The 20,515-nt window shown below is 69.7% G+C and carries 20 protein-coding genes and 3 pseudogenes; 13 read left to right on the top strand and 10 right to left on the bottom strand.

All coding sequences use genetic code 11. The annotated features are described in order from the left end of the window. Positions 1-75 precede the first annotated feature (75 nt). From BLT23_RS23740 to BLT23_RS23750, 4 genes and pseudogenes are all read right to left on the bottom strand, one after another. Positions 76-1,017, bottom strand: a complete 942-nt coding sequence (locus BLT23_RS23740; RefSeq protein ID WP_143036014.1) for a hypothetical protein — start codon at positions 1,015-1,017, stop codon at positions 76-78. 527 nt (positions 1,018-1,544) lie between these two features. Then, entirely contained in the window at positions 1,545-2,834 is a 1,290-nt protein-coding gene (locus BLT23_RS23745) for an erythromycin esterase family protein (protein ID WP_245744121.1), read from the bottom strand. Then, the gene (locus BLT23_RS40910; RefSeq protein WP_176946895.1) at positions 2,831-2,971 is read right to left on the bottom strand and encodes a hypothetical protein; all 141 of its coding nucleotides are present in this window, start codon (positions 2,969-2,971) and stop codon (positions 2,831-2,833) included. Before BLT23_RS40910 ends, BLT23_RS23745 begins: the two co-directional genes overlap by 4 nt. A 135-nt stretch (positions 2,972-3,106) precedes the next feature. After that, positions 3,107-3,697 (bottom strand): annotated as a pseudogene (locus BLT23_RS23750) (molybdopterin cofactor-binding domain-containing protein); the annotation flags it as partial. A 748-nt stretch (positions 3,698-4,445) separates the two neighbouring features. On the opposite strand from BLT23_RS23750, the gene BLT23_RS23755 reads away from it, so the two are divergent. Both BLT23_RS23755 and BLT23_RS23760 read left to right on the top strand, forming a co-directional pair. After that, entirely contained in the window at positions 4,446-5,507 is a 1,062-nt protein-coding gene (locus BLT23_RS23755) for a tryptophan dimethylallyltransferase family protein (RefSeq protein ID WP_176946896.1), read from the top strand. A gap of 23 nt (positions 5,508-5,530) precedes the next feature. After that, a complete protein-coding gene (locus BLT23_RS23760) occupies positions 5,531-7,006 on the top strand; it encodes a tryptophanase (protein ID WP_090052883.1) in 1,476 nt (491 codons plus the stop codon). Between the two features lie 157 nt (positions 7,007-7,163). Here BLT23_RS23760 and BLT23_RS42190 read toward each other — a convergent pair whose 3' ends face one another. Then, complete coding sequence (locus BLT23_RS42190) at positions 7,164-8,453, bottom strand: FG-GAP-like repeat-containing protein (protein ID WP_143036015.1); 1,290 nt, start codon at positions 8,451-8,453, stop codon at positions 7,164-7,166. Positions 8,454-8,613: 160 nt separating this feature from the next. On the opposite strand from BLT23_RS42190, the gene BLT23_RS23770 reads away from it, so the two are divergent. After that, positions 8,614-9,024, top strand: coding sequence for a hypothetical protein (locus BLT23_RS23770; RefSeq protein WP_143036016.1), 411 nt, complete (start codon positions 8,614-8,616; stop codon positions 9,022-9,024). Between the two features lie 213 nt (positions 9,025-9,237). Here the strand turns inward: BLT23_RS23770 and BLT23_RS40115 are convergent, their stop codons facing one another. Next, positions 9,238-9,840: an NAD(P)/FAD-dependent oxidoreductase gene (locus BLT23_RS40115; protein WP_143036017.1), complete on the bottom strand. Its 603-nt coding sequence runs from the start codon at positions 9,838-9,840 to the stop codon at positions 9,238-9,240. A gap of 26 nt (positions 9,841-9,866) precedes the next feature. Further along, positions 9,867-10,703 carry a helix-turn-helix domain-containing GNAT family N-acetyltransferase gene (locus tag BLT23_RS23780; RefSeq protein WP_090052300.1) on the bottom strand — a complete coding sequence of 279 codons (837 nt, stop codon included), beginning with the start codon at positions 10,701-10,703 and terminating at the stop codon, positions 9,867-9,869. Positions 10,704-10,801: 98 nt separating this feature from the next. On the opposite strand from BLT23_RS23780, the gene BLT23_RS23785 reads away from it, so the two are divergent. Then, positions 10,802-12,133, top strand: a complete 1,332-nt coding sequence (locus BLT23_RS23785) for an FAD-dependent oxidoreductase (protein ID WP_090052302.1) — start codon at positions 10,802-10,804, stop codon at positions 12,131-12,133. An 86-nt stretch (positions 12,134-12,219) separates the two neighbouring features. Here BLT23_RS23785 and BLT23_RS23790 read toward each other — a convergent pair whose 3' ends face one another. Further along, positions 12,220-12,624 carry an arsenate reductase ArsC gene (locus BLT23_RS23790; RefSeq protein ID WP_090052304.1) on the bottom strand — a complete coding sequence of 135 codons (405 nt, stop codon included), beginning with the start codon at positions 12,622-12,624 and terminating at the stop codon, positions 12,220-12,222. Positions 12,625-12,734: 110 nt separating this feature from the next. Between BLT23_RS23790 and BLT23_RS23795 the strand changes: the two genes are divergently transcribed. The 3 genes from BLT23_RS23795 to BLT23_RS23805 all read left to right on the top strand — a co-directional run bounded on the left by BLT23_RS23795 (position 12,735) and on the right by BLT23_RS23805 (position 15,181). Next, positions 12,735-13,064: an ArsR/SmtB family transcription factor gene (locus BLT23_RS23795; protein ID WP_245744122.1), complete on the top strand. Its 330-nt coding sequence runs from the start codon at positions 12,735-12,737 to the stop codon at positions 13,062-13,064. 70 nt (positions 13,065-13,134) lie between these two features. Beyond that, positions 13,135-14,208, top strand: a complete 1,074-nt coding sequence (gene arsB, locus BLT23_RS23800; protein WP_090052308.1) for an ACR3 family arsenite efflux transporter — start codon at positions 13,135-13,137, stop codon at positions 14,206-14,208. After that, positions 14,195-15,181 (top strand): ArsO family NAD(P)H-dependent flavin-containing monooxygenase, encoded by a 987-nt coding sequence (locus tag BLT23_RS23805; RefSeq protein ID WP_218133863.1) that lies wholly within the window; start codon positions 14,195-14,197, stop codon positions 15,179-15,181. The genes arsB and BLT23_RS23805 overlap by 14 nt, the downstream gene beginning before the upstream one ends. A 114-nt stretch (positions 15,182-15,295) precedes the next feature. Here the strand turns inward: BLT23_RS23805 and BLT23_RS23810 are convergent, their stop codons facing one another. Beyond that, positions 15,296-15,646: an ArsR/SmtB family transcription factor gene (locus tag BLT23_RS23810; RefSeq protein WP_090052310.1), complete on the bottom strand. Its 351-nt coding sequence runs from the start codon at positions 15,644-15,646 to the stop codon at positions 15,296-15,298. Positions 15,647-15,770: 124 nt separating this feature from the next. Between BLT23_RS23810 and BLT23_RS23815 the strand changes: the two genes are divergently transcribed. Together BLT23_RS23815 and BLT23_RS42280 are read left to right on the top strand one after the other, a co-directional pair. Then, positions 15,771-16,172: an MmcQ/YjbR family DNA-binding protein gene (locus BLT23_RS23815; RefSeq protein ID WP_089962278.1), complete on the top strand. Its 402-nt coding sequence runs from the start codon at positions 15,771-15,773 to the stop codon at positions 16,170-16,172. A gap of 264 nt (positions 16,173-16,436) precedes the next feature. Further along, positions 16,437-16,712, top strand: a pseudogene (locus BLT23_RS42280) (hypothetical protein); the annotation flags it as partial. Here BLT23_RS42280 and BLT23_RS42285 read toward each other — a convergent pair. Then, a pseudogene (locus tag BLT23_RS42285) lies at positions 16,662-17,204 on the bottom strand (DUF7019 family protein); the annotation flags it as partial. The pseudogenes BLT23_RS42280 and BLT23_RS42285 overlap by 51 nt on opposite strands. Before the next feature lie 476 nt (positions 17,205-17,680). Between BLT23_RS42285 and BLT23_RS23825 the strand changes: the two are divergent. The 4 genes from BLT23_RS23825 to BLT23_RS23840 are packed head-to-tail and all read left to right on the top strand — an operon-like array spanning position 17,681 to position 20,512. Continuing rightward, positions 17,681-18,889 carry a cytochrome P450 family protein gene (locus BLT23_RS23825; protein WP_090052315.1) on the top strand — a complete coding sequence of 403 codons (1,209 nt, stop codon included), beginning with the start codon at positions 17,681-17,683 and terminating at the stop codon, positions 18,887-18,889. Next, entirely contained in the window at positions 18,886-19,704 is an 819-nt protein-coding gene (locus tag BLT23_RS23830) for a thioesterase II family protein (protein WP_090052317.1), read from the top strand. Before BLT23_RS23825 ends, BLT23_RS23830 begins: the two co-directional genes overlap by 4 nt. Further along, on the top strand, positions 19,649-20,014 hold the full coding sequence (locus tag BLT23_RS23835; RefSeq protein WP_245744124.1) for a nuclear transport factor 2 family protein: 366 nt from the start codon (positions 19,649-19,651) through the stop codon (positions 20,012-20,014). The genes BLT23_RS23830 and BLT23_RS23835 overlap by 56 nt, the downstream gene beginning before the upstream one ends. Before the next feature lie 12 nt (positions 20,015-20,026). Further along, positions 20,027-20,512, top strand: coding sequence for a GNAT family N-acetyltransferase (locus BLT23_RS23840; protein ID WP_218133864.1), 486 nt, complete (start codon positions 20,027-20,029; stop codon positions 20,510-20,512). Positions 20,513-20,515: the final 3 nt, after the last annotated feature.

A 20,515-nucleotide genomic window follows, 5' to 3' on the forward strand; every position in this document is an offset into this window, starting at 1 on the left:
GACAACCCTTTCGGTGGGTCCGTCCTCACTCAGCGGAGACGGACCCACCGGGGGTTGATACCGAATAGCCGGAAATCAGTACTTCTGGTTGATCAGGTACTGGGCACCGCCGAGCTCCTGACCCCTGGCGTCGAGCTGGCGCACGTGCAGCTCGGCCGGGCCCACCTCCTGCCGCGTGGAGAAGGTCAGCGCTACCTCGATGCGCTCCTCGCCCTTGAGCGGCACCCCGTCGAAGCGCGCCCTGGTGTCGACGACCTGGAACTGCGTCTCGCCCACCTGCTGCACACCGGCCGCACGCCCGCCGCCGGCCTTCCAGCGGTCCAGCAGCTCCCGGCCGAGGTCGAGGACGACAGTGCCGCCGAACGGCACGGGCTGCTCGACGAGCAGCGTCTGAATCGCCTCACCGCGCTCGGGGTTGCCGATCGTGTAGGGCACGCGGACGGGCTGGTTCGGCGTGACCCGCACCGAGTCGACGTTGCGCCACACGATGTTGTTGTTGTTCTGGGCGTTCGCCTGGGTGTTGCTGCCCTCGGCGAACGTCATCGGGTCCGCGCTGGACACCCAGCGGGCGAGCAGGCAGAAGTGCGCGGGTCCCGGCACGTTCCAGCCCGGCCACGTGATCATGACCGTGGTGCCGCTCACCGGCACCGTCGCGCCGGCCGATCCGATGTGGGTCCAGCCGCTCGGCCACGGCGTGCCGCCGCCGAGGTTGCTGCGGTACAGGTGCAGGGTGCCGTCGACGTTGCCGATGCCGCCCGGCTTCCGCTTGATGTCCACGAAGACGTAGTTGTTCACGCCGACGATGGGGTTCTGCGACACCGCGCACAGCACCGGCGTCGAGCACACCTTGATGTCCGGGCTCTGGTAGATGCTGCCCGAGCTGGGCTCGTTGCCAACGTCGCTCAGGTTGTCGCGCATGTAGGCGTCGCGCTGGTAGGGCGTGGCGTTCACGGCGGGCGCGATCAGCGCCGCCGCTGCCAGCAACGCCGCCAGGGCTGTCGCCAGTCTGGCTCTCATCCAGGTCTCCCTCGTAGGTGGTGGTTTGCTGAACGAAGAAGTACCGGTCTGCTGTTGTGGCGACGTTGTCGTGCGGTTGTCGGCATCGCGCCACGCGGAGGTTCGCGGTCGTCGCAGGCGTATCAAAGTCACGACGTTCGCGCTGCTCGCGTTCGTCCTGCCGGCCGAGGTCCGCGCCGAGCCGAGCGTGCACGTCATGGGCCGCCGGATCAGCGCAGAGGTGCAGCGCCAGGCCGTCACCGTCGCGCTGCTGGGCGTCGGCGTGGTGATGTTCGTGGGATCACCCCGGCGTTGCGCGAACACAGGCGGCGTTAGGACTCCCGAACTGCCGGATCGCGGATGTTACGGAGGTCGACGCCACGAGAGCGCGTCGCCGAGTGGGCTGAACGAGGGTTGGCACGGCGCGAGCTCATCGGCGTTGCCCTGTGCGAGCTGGTCGACGCGGTGCCGTTCACCGACTTCGCTCGCCGGCGTCTCGAGCAGTTCCTGCGGCACTGACGAGTCCACAGTGGTCTTGCGGCCGCACCTCAGGCGCCGCTGGGGAAGGTCTCCGGCTCCAGGGTGTCGATCTGCCGGATCTGCAGCGGGTGCAGCGCACGGGTCTCGTCGAACCAGAGGAAGGCGTCGTAGCGGCCGCCGAGCCTGGTGGGCAGGTAGTTGCGCACGCGGTCTTGGCCGGGGTCGTAGACGACGCCGATGGCGCGATGGGGGAGCTCGGTGGTGAGCAGGCCGGGGAGGTCATCGCGGGGGAAGACCATCAGGGCCAGTTCGGGGGCGCTGACGTGCAGCACGTGTTCGAGCGATCCGGGCCGAGCGGCCGGAACGGGCATCTCGCGCAGCGGGGCGCCCCACGAGCTTCCTGCGATGACCGTGCCGTGGTGGCCGCCGAAGCCGATCAGCACGACCTGGTCGCCACCGTGGCGCTCGCGGGCGAGCTGGCCGATGTTCACGTTGCCGGACATCGCCATGTGCGTGGCGCGGGCGTCACCGACGTGTGTGTTGTGCGCCCACACCACGGCTTTCGAACCTGCGCCGTAGTGCAGCAGGAGCCGGTGCAGAGTCTCGTCCATGTGCTGCTCGCGGATGTTCCAGGAGCTCGGTCCACCGGCCGTCATCGCCCGGTAGTAGTGCTCGGCCCCGGCCACGACCTCGGCGTTCTGCCACGCCCCGAACGAGCCGGTGCCCTCGGTCGCGGCGCGTTCCCGCAGGCGCACCAACAGGTCTACCACTTCGTCCTCGCAACTGGCAGGGAGCAGGCGGGTCGCCCTCGCGTAGTCCCGGGCGCTCTCGCCGTAGGGTTCGAAGCAGCGGTACGCCGCCAGAGCCGCGGGCACCTCGGCGGGGTCGTGCTCACGGACGTGCACCATGATCTCGCGCAAGGACTCCCACAGCGAGTACACGTCCAGCCCGTGGAAACCCACCCGCCCGGCATAGTCCTCCGTGGCGTTGCGGGCGCGCAGCCAGCGGGTGAAGCCGGCGACCTCCTCGTTGGCCCACATCCACGTCGGCCACCGGTCGTAAGCCAGCAGTGCCGCGCGCGGGTCCTCGGGTGCACCGGGGGAACAGCGCACCGAGCGGTCGACCCGGTCGCAGTCCGGCCAGTCGCCTTCCACCGCGACGAAGGAGAAACCCTTCTCGGTGATCAGCCGCTGGGTGAGAGCGGCGCGCCACCGGTAGAACTCGTGCGTGCCGTGGCTGGCCTCGCCGATCATGACCACCCGCGCGTCACCGACGCGGTCCAGCAGCACGTCGAAGTCACCGGGATCGGTCAGCGGCGAGCAAAGCGCCGCGACCTCGTCACCGAAGCGGTGGCTCACCGGTTGCGCAGCCACCGCAGCAGGAGCAGCAGCGAGACGATTCCACCGACCGCTACGAGTCCTGACCGCGCCGAGACCACGCGAACCGCGTCGCTCTGCGCTTGGAGCGCGTGTTCGTCACGCCGGTGACTGCTCATCGTGGACCTCCGTCGGCGGCTCGGCTCGAGCACGCCCGTATACCCGTTTCGACGACCGGCAAACGTCCGGTCGGAGGTGACGGTGGTAGGTGGGCAGTCCAGGCTCGGGCCGTCCGTTCCGCCGCGAACTCGGGATCAGCGCAGGAAGTGGTCGAGGGTGAGCGGCAGGTCCCGCACGCGGATGCCGGTGGCGTGGTGGGCGGCGTTGGCGATGGCGGCGGCGGTCCCGACGATGCCGATCTCACCGACGCCCTTGGTGCCCATGGGGTTGGTGTGCGGGTCGTGCTCGTCGATCCAGTGCGCCTCGACGTGGGGCATGTCGCGGTTGGTGGCGATGTGGTACTCGGCGAGGTCGTGGTTCATCACGTGGCCGAAGCGTTCGTCGAGCAGGCTGTGCTCGTGCAGAGCCATGGACAGGCCCATGGTCATGCCGCCGATGAGCTGGGAGCGGGCCAGGCGGGGGTTGACGACCCGGCCGACGGCGAACACGCCGAGCAGCCGGGACACCCGCACCTCGCCGGTGTCGGCGTCGACGCGGACTTCGGCGAACTGGGCGCCGAAGGCGTGCATGGCGTAGTCGTCCTGTTCGGACTCTTCAGGCATGGATGCGCCGGCTTCGTCGCCTTCCGCGGGGTGGTCGCCGTACTTCTCGCGGAACGCCCGTGCGGCGGCCACCACCGTGGACCCCCACGAGGTGATGCCGGACGAGCCACCGGCCACCGATGCCGCATCTTCTTCCGTCTACATGAGACAGACAGAGGTTCTTCCAGTGGTCGCTTGACTTCTTGTGTCGCAGGAAGCGTTCGTAGTCCTGTCGACGCCTGCAGCGGCCCTGCCACCATGGCGCCTACAACACGCATACCGTGAGGCGCGTCGGCGACCGGGTGATCAGCCCGACTCCACCCGACCAGCCGGTCACCAGGCTGGAACCGGAGCCGCAGGCGCTGTTCTGCGCTGCTCCCACCCGAGCCGCCGAACGCGGGCGATCGGCGTGAGCCGGGCAGTGCGGCACTGGTCGGGGCGTCGTTGGTGACGGCGACAGAACCACCGCATTCCCTGGTCGACGCTTCACCGGTCTTGCCGCCCGAAACCACCTGGAGCAGCCGGTGACCCGTGTAGTCGCCGTTCCTCGGCCGCTACCGGAGCTTCGTCACCGACCGCCCCGGTGCAGGGGCGTGATCGTCACGGGCCACTGCCGGGGCTTTGCGATCATCCGGGGCCTGTGCCCGACACCTCGGCAGCCGACGGCTTTCCGTTCGGCCTCGGGCGTCGGGAAAACGCACCGGCGTTCGGCAACTCGATCAGGGGACGTGTGTCCCCCGTACGGGCTGTAGCGCTTTCGTGATCACGGAATGTCGTGGTTACTGGAGTTGCCATATGACTCTGGGGGTCAGGTGATTTCACCATGTTCAACACAATCGCGTCTTCTTGTCCCGCCGTCCCGAACCCTCGCTCTGGTTCGCTGGGTCAGCTCGTGCACGACCAGTTCGGTGCACTGGTCGAGGCGGTGGGGCCTCCGGGCCGGCGCACGGAGTTCGAGCAGCTGCCGAGTACGCTGCTCGGCCCCTCCGCCGCACTCCCGACCGGCGCGGCCGGGGCGTGGTGCTCGGTCGTGGCCGACGACCACTCGCCCGTCGAGTACTCGATCTCGTTCGAAGCGGGCCGGGCGCCGCAGCTGCGCCTGCTGGCCGAACCGAACGGGACACCGCCGGGGGTGCGGGAGAACACGGCGGTCGGCCGACGGGTCCTGTGCGGGCTGGCGGAGCGCTACGGCTTCGACCTGCGGCGGTTCGCCCTGGTCGAAGACCTGTTCCTCCCCGACCGGCCGCAGGGAGCGTTCGGGCTGTGGTGCGCGGTCGTGCTGACCGGGCACGGCGAGCCGTCGTTCAAAATCTACTTCGACCTGGGTGCACGGGGTGACGGGCAGGCCCTGGAGCTGGTCCAGGAAGGGCTGATCCGGTTGGGGTTCCGCCGCGCCCGCCGGCTGGTCGGCGACGCGGTGGCCGACGGCGGCCGGCCGATGTACTTCGCGCTGGATCTCGGGCGGTGGTCCCGGCCGCGGGTGAAGGTCTACTTCGCTCACCACGGCGGCGGCCCTGAGGACGCTGCGCGGGCGGCGGGCGCGGTTCCCGGGATCATCGGGGGAACTGTCGAGGAGTTCTGCCGCGCCGCCGCCGGGGCGGGCCCGTTCACAGCGCGCCCTTTGGTCTCGTGCTACTCGCTGGTCGACGTCGAGCGGGAACGGCCCGGCGGGTACACGGTGCACGTCCCGGTCCGGGACTACGTCGAGCACGACGGCGAGGCGCGAGCCCGCGCGGTGGCGGCGATGCGCCGCCGGGGGCACGACCCGGTGGTGCTGGACCGGGCGTTGGCCGCGGTGACCGGGCGGCGACTGGACGCCGGAGTGGGGTTGATCTCCTACCTGTCGCAGGTGTCCACACCGCACGCCGAGAGGCTGACCGTGTACCTGTCCGCGGAAGCCAACCGAGTGCGGCCGCCCCGCCCACGCGTTCCCGACGCGGTGCCGGGCCGGTGAAGGGCGTGGACGACGTGCCGGTCATGGAACCGTTCCGCGCCAAGGTCGTGGAACCGATCCCCCTCACCACGCGAGCCCAGCGCGAGCAGGCGCTGCGACGAGCGCACCACAACCTGTTCGACCTGCGGGCCGAGGAGGTGACCATCGACCTGCTGACCGACTCGGGCACCGGGGCGCTGTCCGCCGCGCAGATGGCCGCGGCGATGCTCGGCGACGAGAGCTACGCCGGGGCTCGCTCGTTCCACCGGTTCCGGACGGTGGTCGAGGACCTGACCTCCTACCCGCACGTCCTGCCGGTGCACCAGGGACGGGCCGCCGAACGCATCCTGTTCTCCACCCTGCTGCGGCCGGGGCAGATCACCCTCGGCAACACCCACTTCGACACCACCCGCGCCAACGTCGAACTGGCCGGAGGCCAGGCCCGCGACCTGCCGTGCCCGGAGGCCGCGGACCTGGACAGCCCGCACCGGTTCAAAGGTGACATCGACCTGGACGCGTTGCACCGCACCCTCACCGGCCAGGACAGCCCGCGGGTGGCCGCGGTGGTCATGACGCTGACCAGCAACGGCATGGGCGGCCAGCCCGTCTCGATGGCCAACCTCGCCGAGACCGCCCGGCTGTGCCGGGCCCACGGGGTGCCGCTGTTCCTGGACGCGGCGCGCTTCGCGGAGAACGCCTGGCTGGTGACCCGGCACGAGCCCGGCTACCGCGACCACAGCCCGCGCGAGGTGGCCGAGGAGGCGTTCCGGCTCGCGGACGGCTGCACGGCCAGCATGAAGAAGGACGGCCTGGTCAACACCGGCGGGTTCCTGGGCCTGCGCGACCGCGACCTGGCCCAGCGGTGCGAACTGCTGCTCGTCGCCACCGAGGGCTTCCCCACCTACGGCGGCCTGGCCGGCCGTGACCTGGACATGCTCGCACAGGGACTGGTCGAGGTCACCGACCCCGACTACCTGCGGGCCAGGGCGAGCACGACTGCCTACCTCGCCGAACTGGCGCGGGCGGCCGGGGTCGCGGTGGTGGAGCCACCTGGTGTGCACGCGGTCTACCTCAACGCCGGCCGACTCCTGCCGCACATCCCCCCGCACCGCTTCCCCGGGCACGCGCTGGCCTGCGCGCTGTACCTGGAAGGTGGCATCCGCGGCGTGGAATGCGGCTCCCTCTACCTGGGCAAGGAGGACGAGCACGGCGACCCCGTGATCAGCGCCCCCTGGGAACTGGTCCGCCTGGCCATCCCGCGCCGGGTCTACAGCCAAGGCCACATCGAGCACGTCGGCCGGACCCTGGCACGCGTCGCCCAGCACGCCGACCGCCTGCCCGGTTACCGGATCACCGAGCAGCCCACCCTGCTCAGGCACTTCAAGAGCAAACTGGAACCCGTGCCACTCCACACCGACGAGCCTCGGTCGACGACCGACCCCACCGCCCGGTCGAGCCCGGAGCCACACCCGGCGGCGATGTCGGCCCCGCCCTGCAACACGCTCACCCCAAGCCGATGAACGGCGCCCCGCAGTTGCTCGGTGCGCTCGGGACCGTCCTGCCCCGACTCGCCGGGATAGGCCTTGTCGTGCTGTTCGGACCAGTGCTCCCGGATCAGGTGGTGTTCGCCGTGGTCGCTTTGTGGTCTGCCGGGGTGCAGGACGAGGCGCGGACCCGTCAGCGGGTGTGGACGCCAGGCTGGTCGTCGCCCGTGAGGTCGGCGAACTGGATGCTCACCGGGTCACCGATCCAGCCCTTGCCGATCATCACCGAGGCGTGCCACGGGTGGTCGGGGAAGGCGTGGTTGTTCCACCACGCCGAGGTCGTGCCGTCCGGGTTGATCGAGATCAGCTCGTCGAAGCCGTCGCCGTCGAGATCCGCGAAGCGGACGCGCTCGGGGTCGGCGTGGCTCGGTCCGAGGTCGACGGCTGTGCCCCACGGCCGAGCGGGGAAGGCGCCCGTGTTGCGTCTGGCTTGGACCGGGGTACCGGAGGTGGTGCCCAAGGTGATCAGCTCGGCCTTCGCGTCGCCGTCGAGATCGGCGAACCGCGTGTGCCCGGGCGGTGCCTGACCCAGATCCACCGGGTCGCTCCACGGCCACTCCGGGAAGTCGCCGGTGTTGGGCCAGGCGCGGACCACCTCTTCGACGGTGATCAGCTCGTCTCTGCCGTCGCCGTCCAGATCGGCGAAGTGGATGCCGGCCGGATCGGTCGCCGATGCCGTGCCGACGATCACCGACGCATGCCATGGGCGGTCGGGGAAGCCCCTGTCGTTCCACCACGCCGTGATCGTCCCGTCGGCGGCGATCCGGATCAGTTCGTCGAACCCGTCGCCGTCCAGGTCGGCGAAGCGGGCCAGAGCCGGGTCGACCTGGCCCAGCACCATGCTGACCGGGTCGCTCCACGGCCACTCCGGGAAGCCGCCCGTGTTCGACCAGGCCCGGACCGTGCCGTCGGCGGCGGTGTGGATGTCGACCATCTCCGCTTTCCCGACCGGCGGTTTCCCGCGTTGTGGCGGATCGGTTCCCGCGGTGACCACGACCGCCACCGTCGTTCCCGCCAGCAGGAACAGCGCGGCCAGGATCGCGACCAGTCGGCCGCGGCGGATTCGAGAGCGGACAGCTTTCTTCGGTTCCTCCGGTTGTGCCGGCGCCTCCGATTCCGCAGGCGAGTGCCGATCCGGTTCCACGCGCATTTCCGGCACCCGAGCCGCGGCGGCTTCGTGCCAACGACTTTCCCATTGTTCTTCGTCACCCTCGCAGGCCCGCACGTACGCCAGGGTCACGGCGAGGCTCGGGAACTCACGCCCTCCGGCCGCCCGAGCCAGAGTCGCCGGCGCGTAGTGGGCACGCTGCGCCAGTGCCCGGTACGGCGGGCAGCCCGCCTTCTCCCGCAGCAGGCGCAGGTCGTGGGCGAAGAGTTGCACCACACCCGCGTGCGGATCCACCGGGCTCTCAGGCCGTGGCATGCACGCCCCCTCCATCCGACCGGCTCGGCCGGGTTGTCTCCTGCGTTCCGGGTTGTCTCGCGTTGATTGTCTCGGCCGTCCGGCGCGCGGAAACAATTCCCCGATGCGGTAGACCTGGATCGCGGAACGGGTACAGCCCGTCGCCTCTCTGACCAATCGGGTGAATCGACTCTCGAGCAAGGAATCCACGATGTCGAAGCTACGTCTGGCACTGGCCGTCCTCTGCGCGTTCGCCGCTCTTGCCGCCGGAACCGCCTCGGCGGCCGGAGGGGAAAGGGTGCTGAATTCGCAGAAGTGCGTCGAATACGTCTGCATCAGCGTCATCCACTCCGGCCTGCTGGTGGAAAAAGTGGAGGTTTACCAGAACGGTCGCGGACCCAGTTGGTACGGCCACGTGGGGTTCACGTCGAACGTCGAGCCGCACGTGGTCGGCGCGGATGGCAACCCCGTGCCCTGGGTGGTCATCCAGTTCGACCGCAGGGTTCGGAAGGGCACGGACTTCTGCGGTGAGGCGTGGGTGAAGGAAGGCGGCGGCTACGAGCGCCGCGGACAGCTCTGCGTGCATCTCTGACACCCCGCCCGCGGTGGCGCCCCGCTGGGGGTGGGGCGCCACCGCGGCTCATGACAGGAGAAGACGATGTTCCGGAAAGTCACGCTCGCCGTCCTGACCACGCTGCCCGCCCACACGCGACGGAGATCTGTCCGCACCAGGTCAGCCGCCATGCCGCCCTCTCGTGCGCCGCCAGCGGCCCCACGCAGAAGGACGCCGCCATCGGCGCACAGCTCAACGCCGTGCTGAACAACAAGATGCGCGGCCGCATGAACGCCTACACCACCTCATGCGCCAGCGCGGTCGTGCGTACGGTCCACCACCGGGGTTCGACGAACGTGCCGCCCCGAATGGGTCATGGAAGGAAAGCGTGCCTCCTGATCCTGAAGATTCTTCAGAAGGCGGCTGACGACATAGGTGGCGTCGCGACCGGCGCCGCGCAGGGGTGGCGGAGGAGAGGCTGCGCTGCCATTCGAGGCCGACGAAACCGAGTCCGCGGTGGTGGCGGGAGAGACCGCGGCTGTGCTCGGAGCCGAGTGCGGCCAGGTAGGGCAGGTCGGGGCGGTAGCCGGTGGCAAGGATGATCGCGTCAGCGTGCTCACGTTGCTCGTCGCGCCAGATGACCTTGGAGCGGTCCAGGGCGGTGAACATCGGCCTGCGGTCGGGACGGTGGCGGGCGAGGGCGGCGCGGTAGACGCCGGTGTCCAGCACTGGGGTGGTGAAGCCGTCGGGCAGCCAAGGACCGAGCGGGAGGTTGTCGAGGCCGGACTGGCCTGCGCCGATGATGATGGCGTCGTGGCTGTTCATGGGCACCTCGAAGAAGCCGTCACCGAGCACGATGACGGACGGGTGGACGGTCCGGGCTAGTTGGCGGTGCGGCGTTCCAGGAAGACGGTGTCGCGCCATACGCCGTGGTGCTGGGCGATGCGTTCGCGGACGCCCAGCGTGCGGAAGCCCGCGGAATGGTGCAGGGCAAGGCTTGCGCGGTTCTCGGGGAAGATCGAGGTCTGCAACGTCCACAGCCCGGCGTCGTCGGCGGCGGTGACCTGCTTGTGCACCAAGGCTTTGCCGACGCCTCGGCCGCGGAAGTCCGCGCCCACGTAGACGGAGGTCTCGGCCACGCCCGCGTAGCAGTCCCTCGTGGACACCGCGGTCGCGGCGGCCCATCCTGCTACCTGGCCGTCGACCTCGGCGACCCAGCGGTGGTCGGGGAGCCATTTGGCGTCGAGAGCCCGGCGCAGGGGTACTTCGGTTTCGAAGGTGGCGTGTCCGGTGGCGATGCCCTCGCCGTAGATGCGGCGCACGGCGTTCCAGTCGGAGACCTCCAACGGCCGGATCAGCACGTCGGCCGGCAGATCGGTCGGGCAGCACGGGCGGGGCGCGAGAACGCCCATGACGACGTCGGCGGCGTGGGGCAGGCCGGTGCAGCACGACGGGTTCACGCTGACATGTGTCGCGGTGCCTTCCTTGTGCTGGCGCAGGAAGCCCACCTCGACGAGCTTGCGCACGTGGTGGGAGCACGTGGACTGGCTGATTCCGACGAGTTCGGTCAGCTCGCCGACGGTCATGGAACGCCCGGCGGTCGCCACGGCGTGCAGCAGGCGTACGCGGGTCGGCTCCGCGAGACACGCGAACCAGTCCGCGTAGGTCGCGGCATCATCGGCGGGCAGCACGGCCGGTGTGGGCGCTGTCGTGGTCATGGCTGAAGTATCGACGCAGATCGATGGTTGCGTCAATCGATCCGGGTCGATAGAGTCCGCCGTGTTGTTTTGAAATCCATCAATGCAAGGGGTGTGTGGTGAGGGAGCTTCCGGTCGTCGTAGTAGGTGCCGGGCCTGCGGGTTTGTCCGTGGCGGCGAACCTGGTCGAACGCGGCGAGCGGGTGCTCGTCCTGGAGGCGGGCGATCGTGCCGGTGCGGCCGTGTCTGAGTGGAACCATGTCCGGCTGTTCTCGCGGTGGAGCGAACTCGTCGACCCGGCGGCCGAGCGCCTGCTGACGCAAGCCGGGTGGGTGCGGCCCGACGGCGATGTCTATCCGAAGGGCGAGGAGTGGGTGGAGAGCTACCTGCGGCCACTCGCCGAGGTGCTGGGGGATCGTGTTCGTTTCGGTGCTCGCGTGGTGGGATTGGCGCGTCGCGGCCGGGATCGGATCGTGGACTCGGGACGCGAGGCCGAACCGCTGACCGTGCACGTGCGGACCGCCGACGGTGAGGAACGGATCACGGCACGTGCGGTGATCGACGCATCCGGCACGTGGGGCTCGCCGAACCCGCTCGGCGGAGACGGCCTCCCGGCGGTGGGAGAGAAGGCGGCGGCCGCGCAGATCACCTACCGCATCCCTGATCTGGTGGCTGATCGCGCTCGCTACGCGGGTAAGCGGATCGCGGTCGCCGGTAGCGGCCACTCCGCGCTGACGGTTTTGGTGGTGCTGGCGGAGCTCGCCGAGCAGGAGCCGGGTACGGAGATCGTCTGGCTGCTGCGCAGGGGAGCCGTGGGCAACGCGTTCGGTGGCGGTGAGGCGGATCAGCTGCCGGCACGCGGCGCGTTGGGTCTGCGCGCGAAGAAGGCGGCCGAGGCCGGGCACATCTCGACCGTGACCGGCTTCCGCACGGCGGTTGTCGAACGAGCCGAGGACGGCAGGCTCACGCTGGAATCGTTCGACGGGCACCGGGTCGAGGGCGTCGACGAGGTCGTCGTGCTGACCGGGTTCCGGCCGGACCTGTCGTGGTTGTCGGAGATCCGCCTCGACCTGGACCCGGTGCTCCAGGCGCCGACGAAGCTCGCGCCGCTGATCGACCCGAACGTCCACTCGTGTGGCACCGTCTACCCGCACGGCGAGGCCGAGCTGCGTCACCCCGAGCCGAACGTCTACCTCGTGGGCATCAAGAGCTACGGCCGCGCGCCTACGTTCCTCTCGCTGACGGGGTATGAGCAGGCCCGTTCGGTCGTGGCCGCGATCGCCGGCGACCACGAGGCGGCAGGCCGGGTCGAGCTCGTCCTGCCCGAGACCGGTGTGTGCGGTGGGGCCGGCGTGTTCGACGAGCCGGAGGCGCGGAAGAACGAGGGCGGTTGCTGCGGTTCGCCGGAAAACGGTGTGCTGACGATCGGTTTCGCACCCAGTGCCCACTGACACCACGGCGGCCCTCCCGCGGTGTTCGTGGTGCTGGGCGTGATCGTGGTGCAGGCGGCCGCGTTGTCGAGCGCCGGCGTCTCGCGCTACTGGTCGAGCAGTTCGGCGACCAGGCCGCGCACACGGCGGTCGATGTCGTCACGGATCGGCCGGACCGCGTCGAGGCCCTGGCCCGCCGGGTCTTCCAGCTGCCAGTCGAGGTAGCGCTTGCCGGGGAACACCGGGCAGGTGTCGCCGCAGCCCATGGTGATCACGACGTCGGACGCCTCGACGTCGGAGCCGGTGAGCTTCGACGGGATCTCGGCGGTGATGTCCAGGCCCCACTCGGCCAGCGCGGCCGCGGCGGCGGGGTTGACCTTCTCGGCGGGGTCGGAGCCTGCCGAGCGGACGGCGATGCGGCCCAAGCCGTAGTGCCGCAGCAGCGCCGCGGCCATCTGGGACCGGCCCGCGTTGTGCACGCAGACGAACAGCACTTCTGGGGTCTTGGACACGTCGGTTCTCCTTGTTCCCAGCGGGTGCGTCCCTGGGCGGTTCGGACGAGCAGGGCAGATCACACTCGGTGCATCGACTTTTGTCAATTCAAGCGGCTATGGTCTTGGTCGTGACCAGTCCCGGCCAGACGCTGCTCGACTCGACGACGGCCGCCCGCCTGTTCAAGGCGCTCGGCGACCCCGTCCGTGTCGAGCTGGTCGGCCTGGTCCGCCGGACCGAGGGACAGGAAGCCTGCTTCTGCGACCTCGCCGGCCAGTTCGACATGCCGCAGTCCTCGCTGAGCCACCATCTCAAGATCCTTGTGCAGGCCGGAGTCCTCAGTCGCGAACGCCGCGGTACGTGGAGCTGGTACCGCATCGACAACGCCGCCATCGACACGCTCGCGGCCGTGCTGGCACCGGGCGGTCCGCTGCGTGAGGCCGGCGCCTGCCGCGACTGACCTGACCGAACCGCCCGCCACCCGGCACGCCGTCGGGCGACGACGCCTGTCCCATACCTCGGAGAACTCGTTGACCGCCAGGGAAACCGCCGCGCCGGACGTGCTGCACCGACTGTCCTTCCTGGACAGGCTGCTGCCGGTGTGGATCGGCCTCGCCATGCTCGCAGGGCTGGGACTCGGCCGGTTCGTGCCGGGCCTGCGGGGCGTGCTCGAGTCGGTGAAAGTCGGGGACGTGTCGCTCCCGATCGCACTCGGCCTGCTGTTGATGATGTATCCGGTGCTCGCGAAGGTCCGCTACGACAGGCTCGGCACCGTCACCCGCGACACGCGCACGATGGTGCTGTCACTCGTGCTGAACTGGGTGCTCGGCCCGGCGCTGATGTTCGCACTGGCCTGGATCTTCCTCGCCGACCTGCCCGAGTACCGCACCGGACTGGTCATCGTCGGCCTGGCCCGCTGCATCGCGATGGTCATCATCTGGAACGACCTCGCGTGCGGTGACCGCGAGGCCGCCGCGGTGCTCGTGGCGCTCAACTCCGTGTTCCAGGTGATCATGTTCGGCGTGCTCGGCTGGTTCTACCTCGTCTTGCTGCCCGGCTGGCTCGGCCTGGGAACCGCCTCGGTGGAGTTCTCCGCCTGGGAGATCGCCAAGTCCGTGCTGACCTTCCTCGGCATCCCGTTGCTGGCCGGCTACCTCAGCCGAAAGCTGGGGGAGCGCGCGAAGGGCCGGGAATGGTACGAGTCGACCTACCTGCCGCGTGTCGGACCGATCGCGCTGTACGGCCTGCTGTTCACGATCGTCGTCCTGTTCGCCCTGCAGGGAGAGACCATCACGAGCCGCCCGCTCGACGTTGTGAGGATAGCGCTGCCGCTGCTGGCGTACTTCACGATCATGTGGGCCGGGTCCTACGCGCTGGGCAAGACCTCGGGACTGTCGTACGAGCGCACCACGACCCTGGCCTTCACGGCGGCGGGCAACAACTTCGAGCTCGCCATCGCCGTCGCGATCGGCGTGTTCGGTGTGACGTCCGGTCAGGCCCTCGCCGGCGTGGTCGGACCGCTGATCGAGGTCCCGGTGCTCGTCGGCCTCGTCTACGTCAGCCTGTGGCTGCGGCGCCGGTGGGTGACCGGTGCCGGCGTCTGACGTGGTCGTGATCGGCGGAGGTCAAGCAGGACTGGCCGCCGCCTACTACCTGCGCCGCGCAGGGCTGTCCTATGTGGTGCTCGACGCCCAGCCGATCCCCGGCGGAGCGTGGCCGCACGGGTGGAACTCGCTGCGGCTGTTCTCGATCGCGCGCCACAGCTCCTTGCCCGGCTGGCCGATGCCGGCCTTCTCCGACGGCTACCCGACCGCTCAACACGTGGTCGACTACCTCGCCGCCTATGAGAAGCGCTACGACGTGCCGGTGCGACGGCCGGTCGTGGTGACCTCGGTGAGCCGCGACGGCGACGAACTGAAGGTGCGCACTGATTCCGGGGACTGGTCCGCACGGCACGTGATCAGCGCGACCGGCACCTGGTGGCGGCCATTCCGGCCGCTGATGGAGCTACCCGGCCGTCAGCTGCACACCGTCGACTACCGCGACCCGGGTGAGTTCGCCGGGCAGAAGGTGGTCGTGGTCGGGGGCGGCAACTCCGGCGCACAGATCGCGGCCGATCTGCTGCCCCACGTGTCGCCGACATGGATGACCCGAAGACCGCCGCGCTATCTGCCGGACGAAATCGACGGCAAGGCCCTGTTCGACATCGCCAGCCGACGCGCGGGCGGAGTCGGCGAGCTCGGCGACATCGTGGCAGTGCCGCCAGTCCGGCAAGCGCGGGACAGCGGCCTGCTCACGGCCACGCCGATGGACGCCGACGTGCTCGCTCGAGCCGACGTCGTGATCTGGGCCAGCGGCTTCCGGCCCGCTCTGGGCCACCTCTCGCCGTTGCGGCTGAGGGACGAGCGTGGCCGGATCGCGGTGGAGGGCACCACGGCGATCGGGGAGCCGCGCATGCACCTGCTCGGGTACGGCGGCTGGACCGGAGCCGCGTCGGCGACCCTGATCGGCGTCGGGCCGACAGCGAAAGCAACGGTGGCGAGGATCGACGCGGAGTTGGCCGCCCGGCCACGATGACGCCCTCGAACCGTTGATCATCGGGTTGCTCGCAGCCGCGGTCGATCCCCGCGGCCGGCCGGAGACAAGCGATGGTTCGCCCACGCTCGACACGAGTCGACTCAGCCCGTCCTCCTACACGGGGGTGCGCTCTCCGCTGACGCCGGCCAGCAGCGCGGACATCCTGTTCGCCGTCTCCGGACGCACCCGGTAGTACACCCAGGTGCCCCTGCGCTCGGAGTCGACAAGCCCCGCCTGCCGCAGCAGTTTGAGGTGATGCGAAATCGTCGGCTGCGAGAGGTTGAACGCCGGCGTCAGCTCGCAGACGCAAACCTCACCGGACGGCCGCGAAGCGATCAAGAACAACAGCCGTAGCCGCACCGGATCACCGAGCGCCTTGAACACGGTCGCCATCTCCGTGGCCTGCTCCTCGGTGAGTGGCTCCTCGGACGAGGGCTCACAGCAACCGGTGTCTTGCTTCGACATCTTTCAATATTGGTTCGCCTCCGCCTCCAGCGCAAACGTCGCACGGACGACCAAGGCCGAACCACGCGAGACTGTCCGAGCCGCGCTACGCGGCTGCGGTCGGAACGAGCTAGCGTTGCCGACCATGACCGACCGCGCCGACGTGCCACCCGAGGTGCTGGCTGCCCTGCGCGGCATCTGCGCCGGCCTGCCCGAGAGTTACGAGGAACCGGCCTGGGTCGGGACGAGATGGCGTATCCGGCAACGCACTGTCCTGCACGTCTTCACCGCACATCCCGGCAGTACCGGCGCGTTCAGCCGTGCCGCCGAGCTGACCGAGCCCGCGGTGGTCATGACGTTCCGGGCCCAGGCCGAGGAGTTCGACTCGCTGGTCGGTGCCGGCCACCCGTTCTTCCGCGCCGCTTGGGGAACCCAGGTCGTCGGCATGATCATCGAACCTGACGCCGACTGGACCGAGATCAAGGAGCTGCTGACCGAGAGCTACCGCGAGCTCGCCCCGGCGAAGCTCGCGCGCCTCCTCCCGTGAGCAGCGGTCGAAGTCTTCCAGCCAGTGAGCAGCCGATCTGAGAGGGTCCCCTGCGCTGCCGGTTCGGGGTGGAGCAGGCTCCATCCGCCGGCGCGGCCGTGATCATCGCGACACGGTAACTCGGACGGGTGAGCGAAGTCGCCGGGGCGCGTTGTCAAAGTCCGCCGTTCACGACACATTTGTGTCATGACGCGGGTGGGATGGCGGCGGGGGGAGGTTCTTCTCGGGCTCTACGAGGTGCTCGGCCCCCAGAAGTCCGGCGGAATGGGTGTGGTGCACCGGGTCCGGCACCGGACCTGGAACACCGATCTCGCGGTCAAGGTGCCCAAGCCCGACCACACCGACACGGTCGCGCGCCGTGCCCGGTTCGAGCTGGAGGCCGGTACCTGGGTCGCGCTCGGACCGCATCCCAACGTCGTCAACTGCGTGTACGTGCGCCGCGTCGACGACCAGCCGTGCGTGTTCGCCGAGTGGGTGGACGGCGGGTCGCTGGCCGATCTGCTCGACGAGGGGCGACTGCACGAGGGCGAGGACAGGGGGCTTGCCCGGTTGCTGGACCTGGCGGTGCAGACGGCCTGGGGCGTCCACCACGCCCACGAGGCCGGGCGAGCCGCCCAGTCCGACGACGGTCCGGTCGGTGCGGCCGCCGAAGTAGACGGCGGTGTCCTCGGCGAGCGTGTCCCACCGCAGCGCCATCACGCCGCGGACGTACTGCTTCGGCTCGTCCACGGTTCCGATGAGGGCGCGGTTCTCCAGGTGCTCCAGGACCCGCTCCAGCCGATCGGTCGCGACGTCCGTGCTGTCCGGGTCGACCTGGGAGAGCAGCATGTCCACCTTGGCATCGCTCAGGTAGAGGTAGTAGCGCGGAGAGGCGTCCGGGCGAGGCGGCCCGTGCGCCCTCTCGGGCTGCAGGTACAGGTGAACGCCCCCGTGGATGTCCCCGGCCTGCACCAGGTTGCCGTGCACGTCCCCCGCGGCGTTGAGCGTGCTGCCCGCCGCCTGCTCGGCTTCAGGCACATCGTGTTGTGACACGACGACGATTCTGCCGGTTCACGCCCATTTCATTGCGAATGAACCCGTTCGCGGCCTGTCGAACCGCGCCGGAGCAGCCTGTTGCCCCAGGCGATCCCGATCACCGCCAGCACCAGCCACGCGGCAGCGGCGGCGATCGACGGACTGCTCGGCCCGGCCCAGGCAGGTCCGGGGCAGCCACTGGGGTCGCTTGTCCTCCATCGCCCGTCTCTCAGGTTCTGGCGGGGACGGACAGTGCTGATCGGACCAAAGCTGTCTGATCAACTGGAACGTTCTCCGGGGGCAGGGGCGGGTGCTGCAGGCGAACACGGTGCTGGATCCGGCTTGAGTCCCCTGAGCACCTCGCCGAACCTGTCGACGTCCGGCGGACAGCTGTGAACTGTCTGTCCACAATGGAATTAAGAGTGAACTTTCCCCAGAACCTCGCGGCCGCCGGAATCGCTGCGTAGAGTGCTTTGTGTCGAGGGGAGACATGGATGGACACCGTCCGGTTGGGGGCCGGCGAGTTATCCGGGGATCTGTTGAAGGACCCGCACGAGGTGTACGCGAGGTTGCGAGAACGCGGTCCCGTGCACTGGGTGCGGCTGCCGGACGGCCAGGAGATGTGGTTGGTCGTCGGGTACGAGGTCGCTCGTGCGGCGCTCGCTGACGCCCGGCTGTCCAAGGACCTGACCAAGATCGGTGCCAGTTCGTTCGACCAGGAGTTCCTCGGGCCGCACCTGCTGGTCAGCGATCCGCCGCAGCACACCCGCCTGCGCAGGCTCGTGTCGAAGGAGTTCACGCCGCGCCGGGTTGAGGCGATGGCCGATGGTGTGCGGCGCCAGGTGGCTGTTCTGCTGGACGACGTGCAGGCCGCAGGGCGGGCAGATCTGGTGGAGGACTTCGCCTTCCCTTTGTCGATCGGGGTGATCTGCGAGCTGCTCGGTGTGCCCGCGATGGACCGGGAGTCGTTCCGCAGCTGGTCGAACGCCATCAACGCGCCGATCGGGCTGGCCGCGAAGGTCGACGCGTTCGGGCAGCTCAAAGAGTATCTCGGGGAGCTGGTCGCGGCCAAGCGCGCCGAGCCGGGGGACGACCTGCTCAGTGCGCTGATCAGGACGACTGACGAGGACAGCGACCGGCTCACCGGTGCCGAGCTGCGGTCGATGGCCTACCTGCTGCTTTCCGCCGGGCACGAGACCACGGTCAACCTCATCTCCAACGCCGTGCTGACTCTCATCCGCCACCCCGACCAGCTCGCCGCCCTGCTCGCGGACCTGTCGCTGGTGGACGGCGCGGTCGAGGAGGTGCTGCGGTTCGAGGGACCGATCGAGTCGGCGACCTTCCGGTTCGCTCTGGAGCGCATGGAGATCGGCGGTGTCACGATCGAGACGGGCGACCCGGTGCTGGTGGTGCTCGCGGCGGCCAACCGCGACGAGACGCGGTTCAGCGCCCCCGAACGGTTCGTCGTGCGCCGCGACGGCGGCGGGCACCTCGGATTCGGCCACGGCGTGCACTACTGTCTCGGCGCGCCACTGGCCAGGATGGAGGGTCGCATCGCGATCCGTGCGTTGCTGGAACGCTTTCCGAGCATCACACTCGACGTGCCGTTCGACGAGTTGAGCTGGTTGCCGGGCACTTTGTTGCGCGGTGTGCGGAGCTTGCCGGTCTGCTGGCCGGACGGCGTTGCGAAGGAGGAACTGTGACCGGGCGCTGGTTCGCGACGGCACCTGTTGCCACAGCGGCGGTGCAGCTGATCTGCGTGCCGCACGCCGGCGCGGGGGCATCGGCCTACCGGGACTGGCAGGACCGGCTCGGACCGGAGATCGAGGTGCTGCCGGTGCAGCTGCCCGGCCGCGAGGCGCGCTTCGGCGAGCCGCTGGTGCGGTCGGTGTCCGAGATCGTCGGCAACCTGGTCGAGCCCGCGCTGGAACGGGTGCGCGGGCCGGTCGCCGTCTTCGGCCACAGCATGGGTGCGCTCATCGGCTACGAGCTGGCGCACGCCCTGGCCGAACGGGGGCGGACACCGGTGCACCTGTTCGCCTCCGGCTATCGCGCCCCGCACCTGCCGCTCGCCGGTCCCGCGCTGCACACGCTGCCGGACCAGGAGTTCCAGGACCACATCACCGGGTTGCGGGGCACGGCGAGCGAGGTGCTCGACCACCCGGAGCTGATGGGGCTGCTGCTCCGCGTCCTGAAGGCGGACTACGAACTCTGCGAGACCTACCGGCACCCCGAGCGCCCGGCGTTCGCCGTGCCGGTCACCGCCCTCGGCGGTGAGCAGGACCCGGACACCACGGGAGAACGGCTGGCACGATGGGAGGACCTCAACACGGGCCGGACCACTGTCCGCTGGTTCTCCGGTGGACATTTCTACCTGCACCACCATCTGGACGAGCTGATGGCCATCATCGAGGACACGTTGCTGAACACCGGCGAGGAACATGGGGGTTCCAATGACGGTAGTGACCGACCAGACCGTCCGCGAACAGCGAATTCGCGAGTACTACCAACGAGTTGACGCGCACGACCTGATCGGGTTGCTGGACCTGTTCGCCGGCGACGCGGTCTACCACCGGCCCGGCTACGCGCCCCTGGTAGGCCGCGGGAGCCTGGAACGCTTCTACGGCGAGGAAAGGGCCATCCGGGAGGGCAGCCACTCGGTGTCCGCCACCGTGCTCGACGGCGACCGCGCGGCCGTGCACGGCGAGTTCCACGGTGTGCTGAAGGACGGACGCGCGGTGTCGTTGCGGTTCGCCGACTTCTTCGTCTTCAACGACCAGGGGTTCTTCCAGCGCAGGGACACTTTCTTCTTCGCTCCCATGGTCTGACAGCATGGCCCGATGACCGACGACCTGATCGACTCCGGGGTGCGCGACGGCCGAGGCCGTCTTGTGACGCTCACCGCCATCACCGACGACAACTGGCGCGCGGTCGCCGACGTGGTGCCGCGCGACGACCAGCGCGAGTTCGTGCCACCGTCGGCGGCCCGCTACCTGTTGCTGTCGTCGCGCGAAGGAGTGTGGCACTCGCTCGGCATCTGTGCCGACGAGGCCGTCGTCGGGCACGTCATGTGGGGGTTCGACCCCGACGACGGCGCGCACTGGGTCGGCGGGCTGCTCGTGGACGCGGCGCGGCAGGGCGAAGGCGTCGGGCGGGCGGCGTTGACCGTGCTGCTGGCATGGCTCGAGGCCAAGCCCGACTTCGTCCGGGCGCGACTGTCCTATCGGCCCGAAAACGCGGCCGCGCGCAAGCTCTACGCCAGTCTGGGTTTCGTGGAACTCGACCTCGTGGAGGACGACGAGGTGGTGGCCGAGCTCGTGCGGTGAGAC

This window comes from Lentzea fradiae (genome assembly GCF_900100955.1).
Classification (GTDB): Bacteria; Actinomycetota; Actinomycetes; order Mycobacteriales; family Pseudonocardiaceae; genus Lentzea; species Lentzea fradiae.

What these genes read in the sequence shown, in the direction of transcription:
- BLT23_RS42190 (WP_143036015.1), bottom strand. Translation starts at nt 8,453, where the DNA reads ATGCCACGGCCTGAGAGCCCGGTGGATCCGCACGCGGGTGTGGTGCAA.
- BLT23_RS23810 (WP_090052310.1), bottom strand. Translation starts at nt 15,646, where the DNA reads ATGTCGAAGCAAGACACCGGTTGCTGTGAGCCCTCGTCCGAGGAGCCA.
- BLT23_RS23760 (WP_090052883.1), top strand. Translation starts at nt 5,531, where the DNA reads ATGGAACCGTTCCGCGCCAAGGTCGTGGAACCGATCCCCCTCACCACG.
- BLT23_RS23825 (WP_090052315.1), top strand. Translation starts at nt 17,681, where the DNA reads ATGGACACCGTCCGGTTGGGGGCCGGCGAGTTATCCGGGGATCTGTTG.
- BLT23_RS23780 (WP_090052300.1), bottom strand. Translation starts at nt 10,703, where the DNA reads ATGACCACGACAGCGCCCACACCGGCCGTGCTGCCCGCCGATGATGCC.
- BLT23_RS23740 (WP_143036014.1), bottom strand. Translation starts at nt 1,017, where the DNA reads ATGAGAGCCAGACTGGCGACAGCCCTGGCGGCGTTGCTGGCAGCGGCG.
- BLT23_RS40910 (WP_176946895.1), bottom strand. Translation starts at nt 2,971, where the DNA reads ATGAGCAGTCACCGGCGTGACGAACACGCGCTCCAAGCGCAGAGCGAC.
- BLT23_RS23840 (WP_218133864.1), top strand. Translation starts at nt 20,027, where the DNA reads ATGACCGACGACCTGATCGACTCCGGGGTGCGCGACGGCCGAGGCCGT.
- BLT23_RS23815 (WP_089962278.1), top strand. Translation starts at nt 15,771, where the DNA reads ATGACCGACCGCGCCGACGTGCCACCCGAGGTGCTGGCTGCCCTGCGC.